This window comes from Bradyrhizobium sp. OAE829 (assembly GCF_040546575.1).
Lineage (GTDB): Bacteria > Pseudomonadota > Alphaproteobacteria > Rhizobiales > Xanthobacteraceae > Bradyrhizobium.
This window is the reverse complement of record NZ_JBEPOE010000001.1, coordinates 4606717-4624080: the sequence shown is the minus strand read 5'-3', so window position 1 is coordinate 4624080 and position 17364 is coordinate 4606717. Positions and strand designations below refer to the sequence as shown.

The window sequence follows — 17364 nt, the reverse complement described above, 5'->3', positions numbered from 1 at the left end:
ATGCCGGACTCCGACCCTACCCACGACAATCCGCGCAACACGCCCAACCTTCCGGCCGTGGTGCAGGATGGCGAGGTGCTGCGCCCGACAGCGGAAAACTGGCTGACCCGCGCGATCCGCACGCTGTTCGGCTGGAAGCCGGGATCGGTCCGCGCCGATCTGCAGGTCGTGCTCGATGCCTCGACGCCGGACGAGGTCGGCTTTTCCGCCATCGAGCGCACCATGTTGCGCAATATCCTCGGGCTGCACGAACGGCGCATCGCCGACGTGATGGTGCATCGCGCCGACATCGTCGCGGTCAAGCGCGACATCCCGCTCGGCGAATTGATGAGCCTGTTCGAGAGCGCGGCGCATTCGCGCCTCGTCGTCTACAACGAGACCCTCGACGACCCCGAAGGCATCGTGCACATCCGCGACCTCCTGGCGTTCATGACCGCGAAGGCGCGCGTCGGCGACACCACCAAGGCGAAGCGCAAGAAACCCTTCCCCGCGGGCCTCGATCTGCGCGCGGTCGACCTGGCGCAGCCGCTGGCGGACGCCAACATCATTCGTAAGCTGCTCTACGTGCCGCCGTCGATGCGGGCGATCGACCTTCTGGCGCAGATGCAGGCCTCGCGCATCCATCTGGCGCTGGTGGTCGACGAATATGGCGGCACCGACGGGCTGGTGTCGATCGAGGACATCGTCGAGCAGATCGTCGGCGAAATCGACGACGAGCATGACAGCGACGAGCCGCCGGCGATCGTGCGGCAGGCAGACAATTCATTCATCGCCGACGCGCGCGCCAGCCTCGAGGACGCCCGTTCGGTGATCGGCGAGGACTTCATCACCGGCGAGGCCGGCGAAGAGGTCGCAACCCTTGGCGGCTATCTGGTGTCGCAGGTCGGCCGCCTGCCGGTGCGCGGCGAAGTCATTTCAGGGCCCGGCACTTACGAGATCGAAGTGCTCGACGCCGATCCGCGGCGGGTCAAGCGGCTGCGCATTGCGGTTCGCAAGGAACGGCCCGCCCCCCGCACGCAGCGCGAAAGCCGCCGCCGTGAAGCTACGCCCGACGCCAATGCGCCGCAGGCCAATGACAATGCGCCGCCATCGTCCAGCGATGGAGCCGGCTCGCAGTGATATCAGCCAACAAACTTCGCACCGCCGGTCTTGCGATCATCCTGGCGTGGGGATGGAAGCGCGCCGCCCTTGCTCTGGTGGCCGGCGCATTGTCGGCGCTCGCTATGGCGCCGTTCAATGCATGGCCGGTGCTGTTCCTGACCTTTCCGGTCGCGGTCTGGCTGATCGACGGCGCCGGTGCAGGGCGATGGCGCGGTGTGCCGGCGGCGGCGATGTCGGGCTTCTGGTTCGGGCTCGGCTATTTCGTCGTCGGACTTTACTGGATCGGTTACGCCTTCCTGGTCGATGCGCCAACGTTCGCCTGGCTGATGCCGTTCGCGGTGCTCGGCCTGCCGGCCTATCTCGCACTGTTCACCGCGGCAGGCTTTGCGCTGGCGCGCCTGCTCTGGACCCGCGACGCTTCGCGCCTGCTCGCGCTCGCGATCAGCCTGACGATAACAGAGTGGCTGCGCGGCCATCTGCTGTCGGGATTTCCCTGGAATTCGTTCGGCTACGCGCTGTCGGAACCGCTGGCGCTGGCCCAGACGGCATCGCTGATCGGGCTGTGGGGGATGACGTTCCTCACGGTGGCGATCTTCGCAAGCCCGGCGGTCCTGATTGATGGCACCTCACGGGGACGAAAACCATGGCTCGCGCCGGCGGCGGCGCTCGGCCTGCTCGCGGTCATGGCCGTGTTCGGCGCCGTCAGGCTGTCGATGCAGCCGACCGTGCTGACAAAGGTTAAGCTGCGCATCATGCAGCCCAATCTGCAGCAGGACGTCAAATTCAATTACGCCGCCAAGGCGGAGGTGATGCAGAAGTACCTGACGCTCTCCGACCGCGCTTCCGGACCACAATCGACCGGCGTGAGCGATGCACAGATTTTGATCTGGCCGGAATCGGCGTTTCCGTTCTTTTTGACCCGCGAAGCCGATGCGATGGCGCAGATCGCCGAGTTGCTGCCGAGGGGCACCGTGCTGATCACCGGCTCGGTGCGCGCGCCCGACCTCCCGCCGGGCGTGCGAGTCACGCGTGCCTACAACTCGATATATACAATCGACCATGACGGCAGCGTGCTGTCGGTCTATGACAAGCTGCACCTGGTGCCGTTCGGCGAGTATCTGCCGTTCCAGAGCCTGATGGAAAAACTCGGCTTCGTGCAGTTAACGAGGGTCCAGGGCGGGTTCATTCCGGGCACCCGCCGCCGCAACATGGAAATACCGAACGCCCCGCGCGCGTTGCCCCTGATTTGCTATGAGGCGGTATTTCCCGGAGATATAACGACGGGGGACGAACGCCCGGGCTGGATCATCAACGTCACCAATGACGGCTGGTTTGGAATTTCGACCGGCCCCTATCAGCATCTGCAGCAGGCGCGCCTGCGCGCCATCGAAGAAGGCCTGCCCGTTGTTCGTGCAGCAAATACAGGCATTTCTGCCGTGATCGATCCGTCGGGGCGTATTGTCGCACGGCTCGGCCTTGGCATTGAAGGCGTGCTGGACGCCAACCTGCCGACGGCTTTGTCGCCGACGATTTACGCGCGCATTAGAGATATTCCAGCAGGCATGATGGTGGCTGTTGCGTTGCTGCTGGTCACCCGGCGCCGCTTTGCGAGGCGAAAAGCCTAAAGTTTTTCATATTGCCGGTGTTGCGGCCGCCGCAAAAACTCAACCTGCTCCAATCCACTAACTAGTTGACAGACCGACCGCGCAATTCGCATTCTGGGTTCCGCAACCAAAAACAAGAACCAGTCAGTTCATTGCTCAAATTGTCCGCAGTTCAACCCGATCCTCCGAGCAGGATTTGACGGTACCGGCGCCTGAGGCATAGTCCGCTATGCCTCATTCCCCGGCGCGTAATCCCAGGAGTGTTGGAGATGTCCACCAAAGCGCCAGACCCTGTTGACAAATATGTCGGCAGCCGCGTTCGCATGCGACGCATCATGCTGGGCATGAGCCAGGAAAAACTCGGCGAGGCATTGGGCCTCACCTTCCAGCAGGTTCAGAAATACGAAAAGGGCACCAACCGGGTCGGCGCCAGCCGCCTGCAGCGGATCTCGGAAATCCTGCAGGTGCCGGTATCGTTTTTGTTCGACGGCGGGCCGAGCGGTGCCGTCAATGCCGACGGCTTCGGTGAATCCGGTTCGCCCGCCTACGTTTCCGACTTTCTCGCCACTTCCGAAGGCCTGTCTCTGACGCGGGCGTTTACGCGCATTACCGACGCCAAAATGCGCCGCAGTATCGTCGAACTGGTCGAACAGATCGCCGCGCGCGAAGGCCCCGACCAGCGTTGATTTCAGCTGCCATAACCGGATGTTCCGATTGACGCGCCCGCCGGCGCGAGCGCATGACATTTGGCTGAAATTGCTTGGACCGAAAATCCTTGGGCCGAAATTCCTTGAAGGCAAAGCGCTGATGACCGGAACCACCACCAATCCGTTTGATTCCAGTTCGATCCTCGACGGCATCCGCCGCTGGGTCGAAATCGAGACGCCGACCGAGGTGCCCGCACAGGTCAACAAGCTCGCCGACCTCGTCACTGACGGCTACCGAGACCTGCCCGCGACCGTCGAGCGGATCGCAGGAAAGAACGGATGCGGCGATCATCTGGTCGCGCGTTCGTCATGGGGGCAGGACGCGCCGGGCATCCTGGTGCTGAGCCATCTCGATACCGTGCATCCGCTGGGATTCATCGAGCGGCTGCCGTTCAAGATCGAGGGCGACAGCGCCTTCGGTCCCGGCATTTATGACATGAAGGGCGGCGCCTATCTCGCCTACCATGCCTTTCGTCAGATTTGTGCCGACAGCGCGCGCTCTACGCTCGGCATCACCCAGATGTTCGTCTCCGATGAAGAAATCGGCAGCCCGACGTCGCGTGCCCTGATCGAGACGGAGGGGCGCAAGGCAAAATATGTGCTGGTGACCGAGCCCGCCCGCGACGGCGGCAAAATCGTCACCGGGCGCAAGGGCGTCGCGCGCTTCGAAGTCTTCATCAAGGGCGTGCCGTCGCATGCCGGCACGCGGCCCGAGGACGGCCGCAGCGCCATCCGCGAACTCGGCAACGTCATTCAGACGCTGGAGGCGATGAACGACCTCAAGCGTGGCGTGTCCGTCAATGTCGGCGTCGTCAGGGGCGGCACCAAGCCGAACGTGATCGCGGAGGAGGCCTATGCCGAGGTCGACATGCGCGTGCCCGGCATTGCCGATTCCGAAGAACTGGTCCCAAAAATCCTCGGCCTGAAATCACGCACCGAAGGCGTCAGCGTCACTGTCACCGGCGAGCTGAATCGCCCGCCTTACGAAAAGGGCAACGCCGGTGCGGCGCTCTTTGAGCACGCCAAGACGCTGGCGGCCGAAATCGGTTTCGATCTGGTCGACACCTTCACCGGCGGCGGCAGCGACGGCAATTTCACCGCACCCCACACGGCGACGCTTGACGGCCTCGGGGTCGACGGCAAGGGCGCGCATACCCATTACGAGCAGATGTACATCTCCTCGATCGAGCCGAGGGCGCGGCTGCTGCACCGGCTGTACCAGACGCTGCGATGACGGTCTCACCCCGCGACATCGGCGATCGCGACGCGCCGGCGGATGACGGCGCCGCCGCGCATGCGCACGGCTCGTTCTTCGGCCGCCGCAAGGGTCACAAGCTGCGCATCCATCAGGCCGACCTGATCGACAATCTGCTGCCGCATCTGGCGCTGGATATCGGGACGCCCGCGCCCGATGATCTCACCGACATCTTCGAGTCGAAGCCCGACGCCGTCAGGCTGGAAATCGGATTCGGCGGCGGCGAACATCTGATCGCCGAAGCACAGGCGTTTCCCGATATCGGATTCATCGGCTGCGAGCCCTATGTCAACGGCATGGCGAAAATCCTGACGCAGATCGAAGCCCACAACATCGGCAATATCCGCCTGTACGCCGGCGACGCCGCCGAACTGCTTGCATGGGCGCCGCCGCGATCCCTGGCGCGGATCGATCTGATCCATCCCGATCCCTGGCCGAAGCGCCGGCACTGGAAGCGGCGCTTCGTGCAGGACGCCACGGTGGCCGCGATGGCCCGCATCATCAAATCAAATGGCGAGTTTCGCTTCGTAAGCGACATCGATGATTACTGCGCATGGACGCTGGCGCATCTGTTGCGTTCGCCGGATTTTTCCTGGATGGCAGAACGCGCCGCCGACTGGCGCGAGCCGTGGGCGGGCTACACGATGACGCGCTACGGACGGAAGGCCGAGCGTGAGGGACGCGTTGCGGCGTATTTGAGGTTTCGGCGGGTGGGATAGAAAATGCTCTCCATCGTCATTGCCTGCGACAAACGCGCAGCGTTTGCGCAAGGGAGCAAAGCGACGAAGCAATCCATACTTGCTTTGTGGCGCGGTGGATTGCTTCGCTTCGCTCGCAATAACGGCCCAAGCTCAAACCGTCGGGCGGGTCTTCCAGAAGCCGACGACGCGCTCGGCGGTCGTGGGCATCAGGCGCGCGAAATTCATGCGGGCGCTTTCGATATCGGCTGATGACGCCGTCCGGTTCGGGCCCAGCCGCAGCAAGATCAAAGCACGCACGGTGGCCCATTCGAGGCCGACCGCCTTGCCGGCGATCAGGATCGGATCGTAGCGGTCGCCGGCAATCAGCCGGTCGAGGGTCGCGATCTTCACGCCGGTCATCGCCGCCAGCGCAGCGACGGATTCCTCGTATTTGTTTGCCTTGGCGAAATTGAGCAGCGCACTTTCGACCAGTTGGCCCTCGCGATGCAGCGACAGGATCGTGCGCTGCGCTGCCTCGAAGTCGCGGCCGCTGTCGGTTCGTTCGACAGCGCCGGAGATTTCGTTGATCGCCCGCTTGATCGCCACCTGCCGCGCCGGCTTGACGACTGTGAACAGGCGGCGGCGGACCACATCGATCGTTCCGGCCAGAAGGTCCTTCAGTTGTTCGCCGGAGAGATCGTCGCGCTGGCCGATCTTGAGCGTCAGCACGCCGTCCTGGCTGGCGCGCTTGATCAAGGTCGAATAGCCGTCCGACGAGAACGCTGCACCGGCATTGCCCGCCGCGCGCCTGACGACATCGCGGTCGCCGCGGCGCACGATGACATCGGTAAGGTCGGGAGAGAGCGTCGGCCGATCCGACATCGCCAGCAGATGGCCCTGCCCCTTCACGCTGGCGATTTCGACCAGGATCTGTTCGTCGATGACAGGCGAGCGCCGCAGCAGCGGGCCGGCAATGGCAATTTCGTCCTCATGGGCGAGCTGCCCGACCAGCCCGCGCGGCGCGTTGACAAGCAGCGACAGCCGCTCGGCGAGTTCGGCCCGCGCGGCAAGGTCGGCATGGGGGACCAGGCTGCTCAATACGCCGTCGAACAGATCGACATGATCGGCGCCGAAATTGGCAGCCCCCTGCAGGAATAATTCACTGATCCGGCGCGCGGCGTCGGCGCGGCGCTTGGGATCGCCGCCCCTGACGATGTCGTCCAGTCCTGGGATCAGCGTTGTCGCTGGCGTCATAAACCTATCCAAACCGGCCGAATTGGCTGGTTTTCGGCAATCTAGGTACCGTTCGTGAATGAAGGGTTAGGCTTTGGCCCGCCCGGACAGGACTCAAAATCTCCCTTAACGGGGCGTGCAAGGCCTTGCCGGATTGCGGAAAAACCGCTATATCCGCCGCAACTTATGGTTCTCATACGATCGCGTATTGAGAGTGGGCCCTTCGGGACCCGCTCTTTTTTATTACCTGAACGAGCCCAGCCCAGAAGGGGCTGCACGGCACGGTTCAGGGAACCGGCCGGATCCGGGTTAGACCCGGCCTAACCTCATGTAAGTAAAGACGCTTTTGACCCTGGACATGACCGAGCCAACTGCTGTTTCAGAGGATCTTGACCTGCTCGCCGAGCCGCGGCTCGTGGTCGAGCCGGGCGTCGCCGCGCGAGTTTCCGCCGTGGCAGGACCGGTATTGCAGGGCATGGGCTACCGGCTGGTACGGATCAAGATTTCCGGCGAGGCCGGCTGCACGGTCCAGATCATGGCCGAACGGCCCGACGGCACCATGCAGATCGAGGATTGCGAGGCGATTTCGCGTGCGCTGTCGCCGGTGCTGGACGTCGCCGATCCGATCGAGCGCGCTTATCGGCTGGAGATCTCATCGCCCGGCATCGATCGTCCGCTGGTGCGCCGTTCGGACTTCGAACGCTATGTCGGTCATCTCGTAAAGGTCGAGATGGCGCTCGCCCATCAGGGCCGCAAGCGCTTTCGTGGCACGCTGCAGGGCGTCGAGGGCGACGCGGTGCGGCTTCATCGCGATGACATCCGCGCGGAAGAAGATGCGGACGTGCTGCTTGTCATGGAAGACATCTCCGACGCCCGTCTGGTGCTCACCGACGAGCTGATCGCCGAATCGATGCGCCGCGGCAAGGCCGCCGAGCGCGAGCTGCGCCAGAATCTCGGGCTCGAGCCGCCGCCTCCGCCGCACGCCAAAAAAAGCGATCCGGCCAAGAGCAACAAGCCGAAGCCCAAGACACTGAACAAGACACTGAAACCGCTGAAGAAGCCGTTACCGAAGAATACCAAGAAACATCGCCTCGCCGCGCAAGGTTTGCCCGGCGGCGAATTCGATCCCACCGAAGGAGACTGAGCCATGGCAGCTGTCAGCGCCAATAAACTCGAACTGCTGCAGATCGCAGACGCGGTTGCCCGCGAAAAGTCGATCGACCGCGGCATCGTGATCGCGGCGATGGAAGACGCCATCGCCAAGGCGGCCCGCGCCCGCTACGGCAGCGAGACCGACGTTCACGCCGAGATCGACGCCAAGAAGGGCGAGCTCCGGCTGTCGCGCCACATGCTGGTCGTCGACGTGGTCGAAAATTCATCGAACCAGATTTCGCTGGCCGATGCGCAGCGCGCCAATCCGGGCGCCCAGGTCGGCGACACCATCGCCGACACCCTGCCGCCGCTGGAATATGGCCGCATCGCCGCCCAGTCCGCCAAGCAGGTGATCGTGCAAAAGGTGCGCGAGGCCGAGCGCGACCGGCAGTACCAGGAATTCAAGGACCGCATCGGCGATATCGTCAACGGCATCGTCAAGCGCGTCGAATATGGCAGCGTGATCGTCGATCTCGGCCGCGGCGAAGCCATCGTGCGCCGTGACGAGATGCTGCCGCGCGAAGTGTTCCGCAACGGCGACCGCGTCCGCGCCTATATCTTCGACGTCCGCCGCGAAACCCGCGGGCCGCAGATTTTCCTGTCCCGCACCCATCCGCAGTTCATGGCAAAGCTGTTCGCGCAGGAAGTGCCGGAAATTTATGACGGCATCGTCGAGATCAAGGCGGTCGCCCGCGATCCTGGTTCGCGCGCCAAAATCGGCGTTATTTCGCGGGATTCCTCGGTCGATCCGGTCGGCGCCTGCGTCGGTATGCGCGGTTCGCGCGTGCAGGCGGTGGTGAACGAACTGCAGGGCGAGAAGATCGACATCATTCCGTGGTCGCCCGATATCGCGACCTTCGTCGTCAATGCGCTGGCGCCCGCCGAAGTCGCCAAGGTCGTGATCGACGAAGACCGCGAGCGTATCGAGGTCGTGGTGCCCGACACCAACAACCAGCTGTCGCTGGCGATCGGCCGCCGCGGACAGAACGTGCGGCTCGCTTCGCAGCTGACCGGCTGGGACATCGACATCCTCACCGAGCAGGAAGAATCCGAGCGCCGTCAGGCCGATTTCGAGAACTCGACGCGGGTGTTCATGGAAGCGCTGAATGTCGACGAAGTGGTCGGCCAGCTGCTGGCGTCGGAAGGCTTCACCTCGGTCGAGGAACTCGCGCTGGTCGACGTCAAGGAACTCGCCGGCATCGAGGGCTTCGACGAGGAAACCGCCAACGAACTGCAGAGCCGTGCAAAAGAATACCTGGAACAGCTCGAGACCGAGCTGGAAAACAAACGCAAGGAACTCGGTGTGGATGACGCTTTGAAGACGGTACCCGGCGTGACCTCGAAGATGCTGGTCAAGTTCGGCGAGAACGACATCAAGTCGGTCGAGGATCTGGCCGGTTGCGCCACCGACGATCTGGTTGGCTGGACCGAGCGCAAGGAAGGCGCCGAGCCGACCAAGTTCCCCGGCATTCTCGACGCCAACGAAATCTCGCGCGACGATGCCGAGCGCATGATCATGCAGGCCCGCGTCATCGCCGGCTGGATCACCGAGGCCGACCTTGCCAAGCAGTCCGAGGCGGCGGAAGCCACCGAAGACCAGACGGCGTAAGGAGATGCCCCGCGCATGCTCGCCATGGCTGACCCCGATCTCGACAACGGACCGCGGACCGACAAGTCCGCGACGATGCGGATGTGCGCGGTCACCCGTGAGGTGCGCCCGATCGACGAACTGATCCGGTTCGTGGTCTCGCCCCAGGGCGAGGTCGTTCCGGATCTGAAGCGCAAGCTTCCCGGCCGCGGCCTGTGGGTCTCGGCATCGCGCCGGACCGTTGCGGAAGCGGTGCGGCGTAACCAATTTAGCAGGGGTTTCAAGCGCGACATCCGGGCCGCTGCGACCCTCCCCGCCGACACCGAGGCTTTGCTGGTTCGAAGCTGCACCGAGGCGCTGGCGATGGTCGCCAAGGCCGGCCAGGTCGTCTCCGGTTTCAGCAAGGTCGAGGGCGCGCTCCGGGACGGGGAGGCCCAGGCCCTTATCCACGCTTCCGACGGGGCGGCCGACGGAATCCGCAAATTGGACGCGATCGTGCGGCAAAAGCGCGGAAATGCGGATGAATCGGCGGAATTTCCGATCGTCAATGTTCTGACGTCGGCAGAATTGGATTTGGCACTGGGGCGGTCAAATGTGATACATGCTGCCCTGCTCGCGGGCCCGGCGAGCAAGACGTTCCTGTCGCGCTGCCAGATCCTGGTCCGATACCGGATGGCCGAAGACGACAAGACCGCCCGAGCGGCCAGAAATTCTGACTAACAAGACTTGCTTTAACGACTGTGCGAATGCGCACAACGCAACAAGATTAGGACTGCTGAATGGTTGATACCAAAACGCCTGGCGACAAGACTTTGAGTGTCCCGACCAAGACCTTGACGCTCAAGCCGCGCGTCGAGACGGGCACCGTACGCCAGAGCTTCAGCCATGGCCGGACCAAGCAGGTCGTGGTCGAGAAGCGCGGCAAGCGCCGCCTCGGCGGCGACGCCCCCGCCGGCGAAACCCAAGCGCCCGAACCGGTGGTCGCCAAGCCTGCGCCGGTCGTCGCCAAGGCACCGAGCCGGCCCTCCGCGCCAGCCGCACCCCGCGCCGGCTCCGGCGTGGTGCTGCGCACGCTGACCGAGGATGAACGCTCCGCGCGCGCCAGCGCCCTGGCCGACGCCAAGGTCCGTGACATCGAGGAACGTCGTCTCGCCGAAGAAGAAGCCAAGCGCCGCGCAAGCCGCGAAGGCATTGAGCAGGCCGAGCGCGAAGCCGCCGAAGCGCGCCGCAAGGCCGAGGAAGAACGTCACCGCATCGAAGAGGAAGCCAAGCGCAAGGCGGAAAGCGAAGCCAAGAAGCGATTTGGTGAAGCCGAAGCCAAGACCGCGACGACGACCGCACCCGGCACGACCACCACCACCACCGCGCGTCCCGCGGCCCGGCCGACGGCGTCCGCAGTGCCGCCCGCGCGCGCGCCGGGCGTCGCCGCCGACGCTTCCGATGAGGATGAAGGTCCGCGCCAGATCCGCCGTGGCCCCGGCGGCGCCATGCGCCCCGCCGTGCCGCCGAAGACGACCCACAAGCCCGGGCCGCAAAAGGAACGCGGCCGCCTGACGCTGGTCACCGCCCTCGACGCCGACAATGTGCGCGAGCGTTCGATCGCCTCGTTCCGCCGCCGCACCCAGCGCCTGAAGGGACATGCCTCGAACGAGCCGAAGGAAAAGATCATCCGCGAAGTGGTGATCCCGGAAGCCATCAACATCCAGGAACTCGCCAACCGCATGTCGGAACGCGCGGTCGACGTCATCCGCCTGCTGATGAAGCAGGGCGCGATGCACAAGATCACCGACGTGATCGACGCCGACACCGCGCAGCTGATCGCCGAGGAATTGGGCCACACCGTCAAGCGCGTGGCCGCGTCCGACGTCGAAGAGGGCCTGTTCGACATCGTCGACGATTCCACCGACACCGAACCGCGTTCGCCGGTCGTGACCGTGATGGGCCATGTCGACCACGGCAAGACCTCGCTGCTCGACGCGCTCCGCCATGCCAACGTGGTTTCGGGCGAAGCCGGCGGCATCACCCAGCATATCGGCGCCTATCAGGTGACCTCGCCGGAAAGCGGCAAGAAGATCACCTTCATCGATACGCCCGGCCACGCCGCGTTCACCGCGATGCGTGCGCGCGGCGCCAAGGTCACGGATATCGTGATCCTGGTGGTGGCGGCCGATGACGGCGTCATGCCGCAGACCATCGAGGCGATCAACCACGCCAAGGCGGCGAAGGTTCCGATGATCATCGCGATCAACAAGATCGACAAGCCCGACGCCAAGCCGGAGCGCGTGCGCACCGAGCTGTTGCAGCACGAGGTTCAGGTCGAGTCGTTCGGCGGTGAAGTCGTCGACGTCGAGGTGTCAGCCAAGAACAAGACCAATCTCGACAAGCTGCTGGAAATGATCGCGCTGCAGGCCGAACTGCTCGACCTCAAGACCAACGCGGAACGTCCCGCCGAAGGTACTGTGATCGAAGCCAGGCTCGACCGCGGCCGAGGTCCGGTTGCGACCGTGCTGGTGCAGCGCGGAACCCTGCGCATCGGCGACATCATCGTGGCCGGCGCCGAAATGGGCCGCGTCCGCGCCCTTATCAACGACCAGGGCGTCAACATCGACGAGGCCGGACCTTCGGTTCCGGTCGAGGTGCTCGGCTTCAACGGTCCGCCCGAAGCCGGCGACCGCCTCGCGGTGGTCGAGAACGAAGCCCGCGCCCGCCAGGTCACGAGCTATCGCGCCCACCAGAAGCGCGAAAACGCGGCTGCCTCGATTTCCGGCATGCGCGGTTCGCTCGAACAGATGATGTCGCAGCTCAAGACGTCGGGCCGCAAGGAATTCCCGCTGATCATCAAGGCCGACGTGCAAGGTTCGCTCGAAGCCATCCTGGGATCGCTGGAAAAGCTCGGCACCGACGAAGTCGCCGCCCGTATCCTGCATGCGGGCGTCGGTGGCATCTCCGAATCCGACGTGACGCTGGCGGAAGGTTTCAACGCCGCCATCATCGGCTTCTCGGTTCGCGCCAACAAGGAAGCGGCGGCCGCGGCCAAGCGCAACGGCATCGAGATCCGCTATTACAACATCATCTACGATCTGGTCGACGACATCAAAAAGGCGATGTCCGGCTTGCTCGCACCGACGCTGCGCGAAACCATGCTGGGCAATGCGCAGATCCTGGAAGTGTTCAACATTTCCAAGGTCGGCAAGGTCGCCGGCTGCCGTGTCACCGACGGTACCGTGGAACGCGGCGCCAACGTTCGCCTCATTCGCGACAACGTCGTTGTGCACGAAGGCAAGCTCTCGACGCTGAAGCGCTTCAAGGATGAAGTGAAGGAAGTGCAGTCCGGTCAGGAATGCGGCATGGCGTTCGAGAATTACGGCGACATGCGTGTCGGCGACGTCATCGAGTGTTATCGCGTGGAGACGATCCAGCGGAGCCTGTAAGTCTGAACCTTACGGCTTCGTCGGAAGACATTGTACTAGTTCGACGTCATGCCCGGTCAAAAGCGCGAAGCTAAGTCTTCGCACTAATGTATCGGGCATCCACGTCCCAGAGAATTCAGCAGCAAGAACGACGTCGATGGCCGGGAATAGCCCGGCCATCAGCAATTATTTTCGAGAGACGGCCATGCCCCGCCACCACAGCAAGAGTTCCGCCCCCGGCGGCTCGCAACGCCAATTGCGCGTCGGCGAAACCGTGCGCCATGCGGTTGCCGATATTCTGGCGCAAGGTAGCGTGCATGACCCCGATCTCGAGGGGCACATCATCACGGTTCCGGAGGTGCGCATGTCACCGGACCTGAAGCTTGCAACCGTCTATGTGATGCCGCTCGGCGGACGCGACACCGATGTCGTGCTCGCGGCGCTGGCGCGCAACAAGAAGTTCCTGCGCGGCGAGATTGCGCACCGCGTTAACTTAAAGTTTGCGCCTGATCTTCGCTTTCGCGTCGACGAACGATTCGATGAAGCGGAACGGATCGAGAAATTACTGAGAACACCTGCGGTGCAAAGAGACCTCGCACCCGATTCGGACGACAAGTGATGATTGTGAGCACTGCCAACAGCGTGATCGGTTCGGAAAACGCCGAATCGCATGACGTGGAAAAAAATATTTTTACCGAGGCCCGCAACGACGGCAACAGCCGCGTTGGCGAAGAGGTACGGCGCGGCGACGATATGCGTCGCGGCAATAACGATCCGCGTCAGAAGCATCAGGGCAAGCAACGTCAGAACAATCAGCCGCGCCGCGACAAGCGCGACGTCCATGGCTGGGTGATTCTCGACAAGCCGATCGGCATGACCTCGACGCACGCGGTCGCCGTGCTCAAGCGCCTGTTCCAGGCCAAGCGCGCCGGCCATGCCGGTACCCTCGACCCGCTCGCCTCCGGCGGTCTGCCGATCGCGCTCGGCGAAGCCACCAAGACGGTCCCGTTCGTGATGGACGGCCGCAAGCGATATCGCTTCACCGTGAGCTGGGGCGAGGAACGCGACACCGACGACACCGAGGGCCGGGCGACCAGGACCAGCGATCTCAGGCCTTCTGCCGATTCCATCCGGGCGCTGCTGCCGCAATTCACCGGCCTGATCGAGCAGATCCCGCCGCAATATTCCGCGATCAAGGTCCAGGGCGAACGGGCCTATGATCTGGCCAGAGACGGCGAAACCGTCGAACTGAAGCCGCGTCCGGTCGAAATTCACGAATTAACCCTTGTAGAACATACGGATAGCGGCCAATCCGTGTTCGAGGCCGAGTGTGGCAAGGGAACCTATGTCCGGGCGCTGGCCCGCGATATCGGCCGGATTCTGGGCTGTTTCGGCCATATCAGCGCCTTGCGACGGACCCTGGTCGGTCCATTCCGCGAAGCGGACATGATTCCGCTGGAACAGTTGGAGGCTTTGTGTAATAGAGCCGCGTCGGGCGAGGGCAGCCTCGCCGACGCGCTTTTGCCCGTTGAGACCGCGCTGGACGACATCCCGGCACTGGCCGTCACACGGGCTGATGCGGCAAGGCTCCACCGGGGCCAGGCCGTTTTGTTGCGCGGACGGGATGCGCCCAATTGTAGCGGCACAGTCTATGTCACGGTGGCAGGCCGGCTTCTGGCCCTCGCCGAAATTGGCAATGGCGAACTCATCCCCAAGCGTGTGTTCAACCTGACCGGACTGACAGCCAGTTCCGGTCGTAACGATGAGAAAGTTTGACGATGTCGATTACCGCCGAACGCAAAGCGGAAGTCATCAAGACGAATGCCAACAAGGCCGGCGACACCGGCTCGCCCGAGGTTCAGGTTGCGATCCTGTCGGAACGCATCAACAACCTCACCGGGCACTTCAAATCCCACGTGAAGGACAATCATTCGCGCCGGGGTCTTTTGAAGATGGTCGCCACGCGCCGTTCCCTGCTTGATTACATCAAGCGGAAGGACGAGGCGCGCTACAAGGCGCTGCTCGAAAAGCACAACATTCGTCGTTGATCCCAGAGTACGCGCGCGCCTGTTGCGCGCGTTTTCGTATGGTCTTCCGGAAGAAACCCGGACTCCGGATTTTCGGAGACGATCATGCGCAAGGGCATGAAGAAACTCATGCCCAATAGACGTCCAGCAGCAATCCGGCCGCTGGGCAGGGCAAGGTGCCCGGACTACCGAGAGGATGGACGCCATCCGAAATATAAAGACCATGGCAGGATCGCCGGATGCTGATCTCGTGTTGCGATCAGTGTCTCGCAATCTTGCGCATGGTCTTTGTGTTTCAGGCGCCCCTGCTTTCGCGAAACCATGAAAGAAATCGAAATGTTTAATGCTCATTCAGTCGAGATCGACTGGGGTGGACGTCCCCTCAAGCTTGAAACCGGAAAGATCGCCCGTCAGGCCGACGGCGCCGTATTGGCGACCTATGGCGAGACCATCGTGCTCGCTACGGTCGTCGCGGCCAAGAACCCGCGCGAAGGCGTCGACTTCCTGCCGCTGACCGTCGACTACCAGGAAAAGACCTATGCCGCGGGCCGCATTCCCGGCGGCTATTTCAAGCGCGAGGGCCGGCCGACCGAAAAGGAGACCCTCGTCTCCCGCCTGATCGACCGTCCGATCCGTCCGCTGTTCGTCGACGGCTGGCGCAATGAAACCCAGGTCATCGTCACCGTGCTGTCGCATGACATGGAGAACGATCCCGACATTCTGGCGCTGGTCGCGGCCTCCGCGGCGCTGACGATCTCGGGCGCCCCGTTCAAGGGCCCGATCGGTGCGGCCCGCGTCGGCTTTGCCAACGACGAGTATGTGCTCAACCCCACGCTCGACGAAATGCTCGAGACCCAGCTCGACCTGGTCGTCGCCGGCACCGCCGACGCCGTGCTGATGGTGGAATCGGAAGCCAAGGAACTCAACGAAGACATCATGCTCGGTGCTGTCATGTTCGGGCACCGGCACTTCCAGCCGGTGATCAAGGCGATCATCGAGCTCGCCGAGAAGGCCGCGAAAGAGCCGCGCGAGGTCAAGGTCGTCGACGAGAGCGCGCTCGAGAAGGAAATGCTCGGCCTGATCGAGCAGGAGCTGCGCTCGGCCTACGCTATTCCGATCAAGCAGGACCGCTACGCGGCGGTCGGCAAGGCCAAGGAAAAGGTGATGGCTCACTACTTCCCGGAAGGGCAGGAGCCGCAATACGACAAGCTGCGCATCGCCGGCGTGTTCAAGGAACTCGAATCCAAGATCGTCCGCTGGAACATCCTCGACACCGGCAAGCGCATCGACGGCCGCGATTCCAAGACCGTGCGCAGCATCATCGCCGAGGTCGGCGTGCTGCCGCGCGCCCACGGTTCGGCGCTGTTCACCCGCGGTGAAACCCAGGCGATGGTCGTGACCACGCTCGGCACCGGCGAGGACGAGCAGTACATCGACTCGCTGTCAGGGACCTACAAGGAGCAGTTCCTGCTGCACTACAACTTCCCTCCCTACTCGGTCGGTGAAACCGGACGCCTCGGCGGCACCAAGCGCCGCGAAATCGGCCACGGCAAGCTCGCCTGGCGCGCAATCCATCCGGTCCTGCCGCCGCACCACGAATTCCCCTACACGGTGCGCGTGGTTTCCGAGATCACCGAATCCAACGGATCGTCGTCGATGGCGTCGGTCTGCGGCGCTTCGCTGGCGCTGATGGATGCGGGCGTTCCCCTGAAGCGGCCGACCGCGGGTATCGCGATGGGCCTGATCCTGGAAGGTTCGCGCTTTGCAGTCCTGTCCGACATCCTCGGTGACGAGGATCATCTCGGCGACATGGACTTCAAGGTGGCCGGCACCGACCAGGGCATCACCTCGCTGCAGATGGACATCAAGATCGAAGGCATCACCGAGGAGATCATGAAGGTCGCACTCGGCCAGGCCAAGGATGGGCGTATCCACATCCTCGGCGAAATGTCGAAGGCGCTCACCAATGCCCGCGCCGAACTCGGCGAATACGCGCCGCGCATCGAGACCTTCAAGATCCCGACCGACAAGATCCGTGAAGTGATCGGCACCGGCGGCAAGGTGATCCGCGAGATCGTCGAAAAGACCGGCGCCAAGGTCAACATCGAGGACGACGGCACCGTGAAGGTCGCCTCCAACGACGGTGAGGCGATGAAGGCCGCGATCAAGTGGATCAAGTCGATCGCCTCCGATCCAGAGATCGGCCAGATCTACGAAGGCACCGTGGTCAAGGTGATGGAGTTCGGCGCGTTCGTGAACTTCTTCGGCGCCAAGGACGGTCTCGTCCACATCAGCCAGCTCGCCGGGGCCCGGGTGCAGAAGACCTCCGACGTCGTCAAGGAAGGCGACAAGGTCAAGGTCAAGCTGCTCGGCTTCGACGATCGCGGCAAGACGCGGCTGTCGATGAAGGTGGTCGATCAGGCGACCGGCGAGGACCTCGAAGCCAAGCAGAAGGCGGCGGAAGCCTCGGCGCCCCGCGAAGCGGCCGGCGAGTAAGCGCCTCGACATCGAAAATCAGAAAAGGGCGGCTTCAAAGCCGCCCTTTTTATTTGCCGCAGATGTGATCGTGCGCTCTTACGCCGCAGCGCCTAACCCATTTAAAATGAA

The 17364-nt window shown here is 63.5% G+C and carries 14 protein-coding genes; 13 read left to right on the top strand and 1 reads right to left on the bottom strand.

All coding sequences use genetic code 11. From position 1 onward, the window contains the following. The 5 genes from ABIE49_RS22345 to trmB all read left to right on the top strand — a co-directional run bounded on the left by ABIE49_RS22345 (window position 1) and on the right by trmB (window position 5386). Entirely contained in the window at window positions 1–1119 is a 1119-nt protein-coding gene (locus ABIE49_RS22345; RefSeq protein WP_249150260.1) for a hemolysin family protein, read from the top strand. After that, a complete protein-coding gene (gene lnt, locus ABIE49_RS22340) occupies window positions 1116–2726 on the top strand; it encodes an apolipoprotein N-acyltransferase (RefSeq protein WP_192736277.1) in 1611 nt (536 codons plus the stop codon). Before ABIE49_RS22345 ends, lnt begins: the two co-directional genes overlap by 4 nt. A gap of 248 nt (window positions 2727–2974) precedes the next feature. Continuing rightward, window positions 2975–3391 carry a helix-turn-helix domain-containing protein gene (locus ABIE49_RS22335; RefSeq protein ID WP_192736276.1) on the top strand — a complete coding sequence of 139 codons (417 nt, stop codon included), beginning with the start codon at window positions 2975–2977 and terminating at the stop codon, window positions 3389–3391. A gap of 121 nt (window positions 3392–3512) precedes the next feature. Further along, window positions 3513–4646, top strand: coding sequence for a M20 family metallopeptidase (locus tag ABIE49_RS22330; RefSeq protein WP_192736275.1), 1134 nt, complete (start codon window positions 3513–3515; stop codon window positions 4644–4646). Beyond that, complete coding sequence (trmB, locus tag ABIE49_RS22325; RefSeq protein WP_192736274.1) at window positions 4643–5386, top strand: tRNA (guanosine(46)-N7)-methyltransferase TrmB; 744 nt, start codon at window positions 4643–4645, stop codon at window positions 5384–5386. Before ABIE49_RS22330 ends, trmB begins: the two co-directional genes overlap by 4 nt. Before the next feature lie 132 nt (window positions 5387–5518). On the opposite strand, the gene ABIE49_RS22320 is transcribed toward trmB, so the two are convergent. Then, window positions 5519–6601, bottom strand: coding sequence for a DUF2336 domain-containing protein (locus tag ABIE49_RS22320; protein ID WP_192736273.1), 1083 nt, complete (start codon window positions 6599–6601; stop codon window positions 5519–5521). 337 nt (window positions 6602–6938) lie between these two features. On the opposite strand from ABIE49_RS22320, the gene rimP reads away from it, so the two are divergent. From rimP to pnp, 8 genes are all read left to right on the top strand, one after another. Next, on the top strand, window positions 6939–7724 hold the full coding sequence (rimP, locus tag ABIE49_RS22315; protein WP_192736272.1) for a ribosome maturation factor RimP: 786 nt from the start codon (window positions 6939–6941) through the stop codon (window positions 7722–7724). 3 nt (window positions 7725–7727) lie between these two features. Then, the gene (gene nusA / locus ABIE49_RS22310) at window positions 7728–9341 is read left to right on the top strand and encodes a transcription termination factor NusA (protein WP_192736271.1); all 1614 of its coding nucleotides are present in this window, start codon (window positions 7728–7730) and stop codon (window positions 9339–9341) included. A 15-nt stretch (window positions 9342–9356) separates the two neighbouring features. Then, window positions 9357–10040 (top strand): RNA-binding protein, encoded by a 684-nt coding sequence (locus ABIE49_RS22305; protein ID WP_192736270.1) that lies wholly within the window; start codon window positions 9357–9359, stop codon window positions 10038–10040. A gap of 59 nt (window positions 10041–10099) precedes the next feature. Beyond that, a complete protein-coding gene (gene infB, locus ABIE49_RS22300) occupies window positions 10100–12751 on the top strand; it encodes a translation initiation factor IF-2 (RefSeq protein WP_192736269.1) in 2652 nt (883 codons plus the stop codon). A gap of 184 nt (window positions 12752–12935) precedes the next feature. Continuing rightward, a complete protein-coding gene (gene rbfA / locus ABIE49_RS22295; RefSeq protein ID WP_192736268.1) occupies window positions 12936–13349 on the top strand; it encodes a 30S ribosome-binding factor RbfA in 414 nt (137 codons plus the stop codon). 134 nt (window positions 13350–13483) lie between these two features. Then, window positions 13484–14506, top strand: coding sequence for a tRNA pseudouridine(55) synthase TruB (gene truB / locus ABIE49_RS22290; RefSeq protein WP_354067572.1), 1023 nt, complete (start codon window positions 13484–13486; stop codon window positions 14504–14506). A 2-nt stretch (window positions 14507–14508) separates the two neighbouring features. Continuing rightward, on the top strand, window positions 14509–14778 hold the full coding sequence (rpsO, locus tag ABIE49_RS22285) for a 30S ribosomal protein S15 (protein WP_074272228.1): 270 nt from the start codon (window positions 14509–14511) through the stop codon (window positions 14776–14778). Window positions 14779–15093: 315 nt separating this feature from the next. Further along, entirely contained in the window at window positions 15094–17253 is a 2160-nt protein-coding gene (gene pnp, locus ABIE49_RS22280) for a polyribonucleotide nucleotidyltransferase (protein ID WP_192736266.1), read from the top strand. Window positions 17254–17364: the final 111 nt, after the last annotated feature.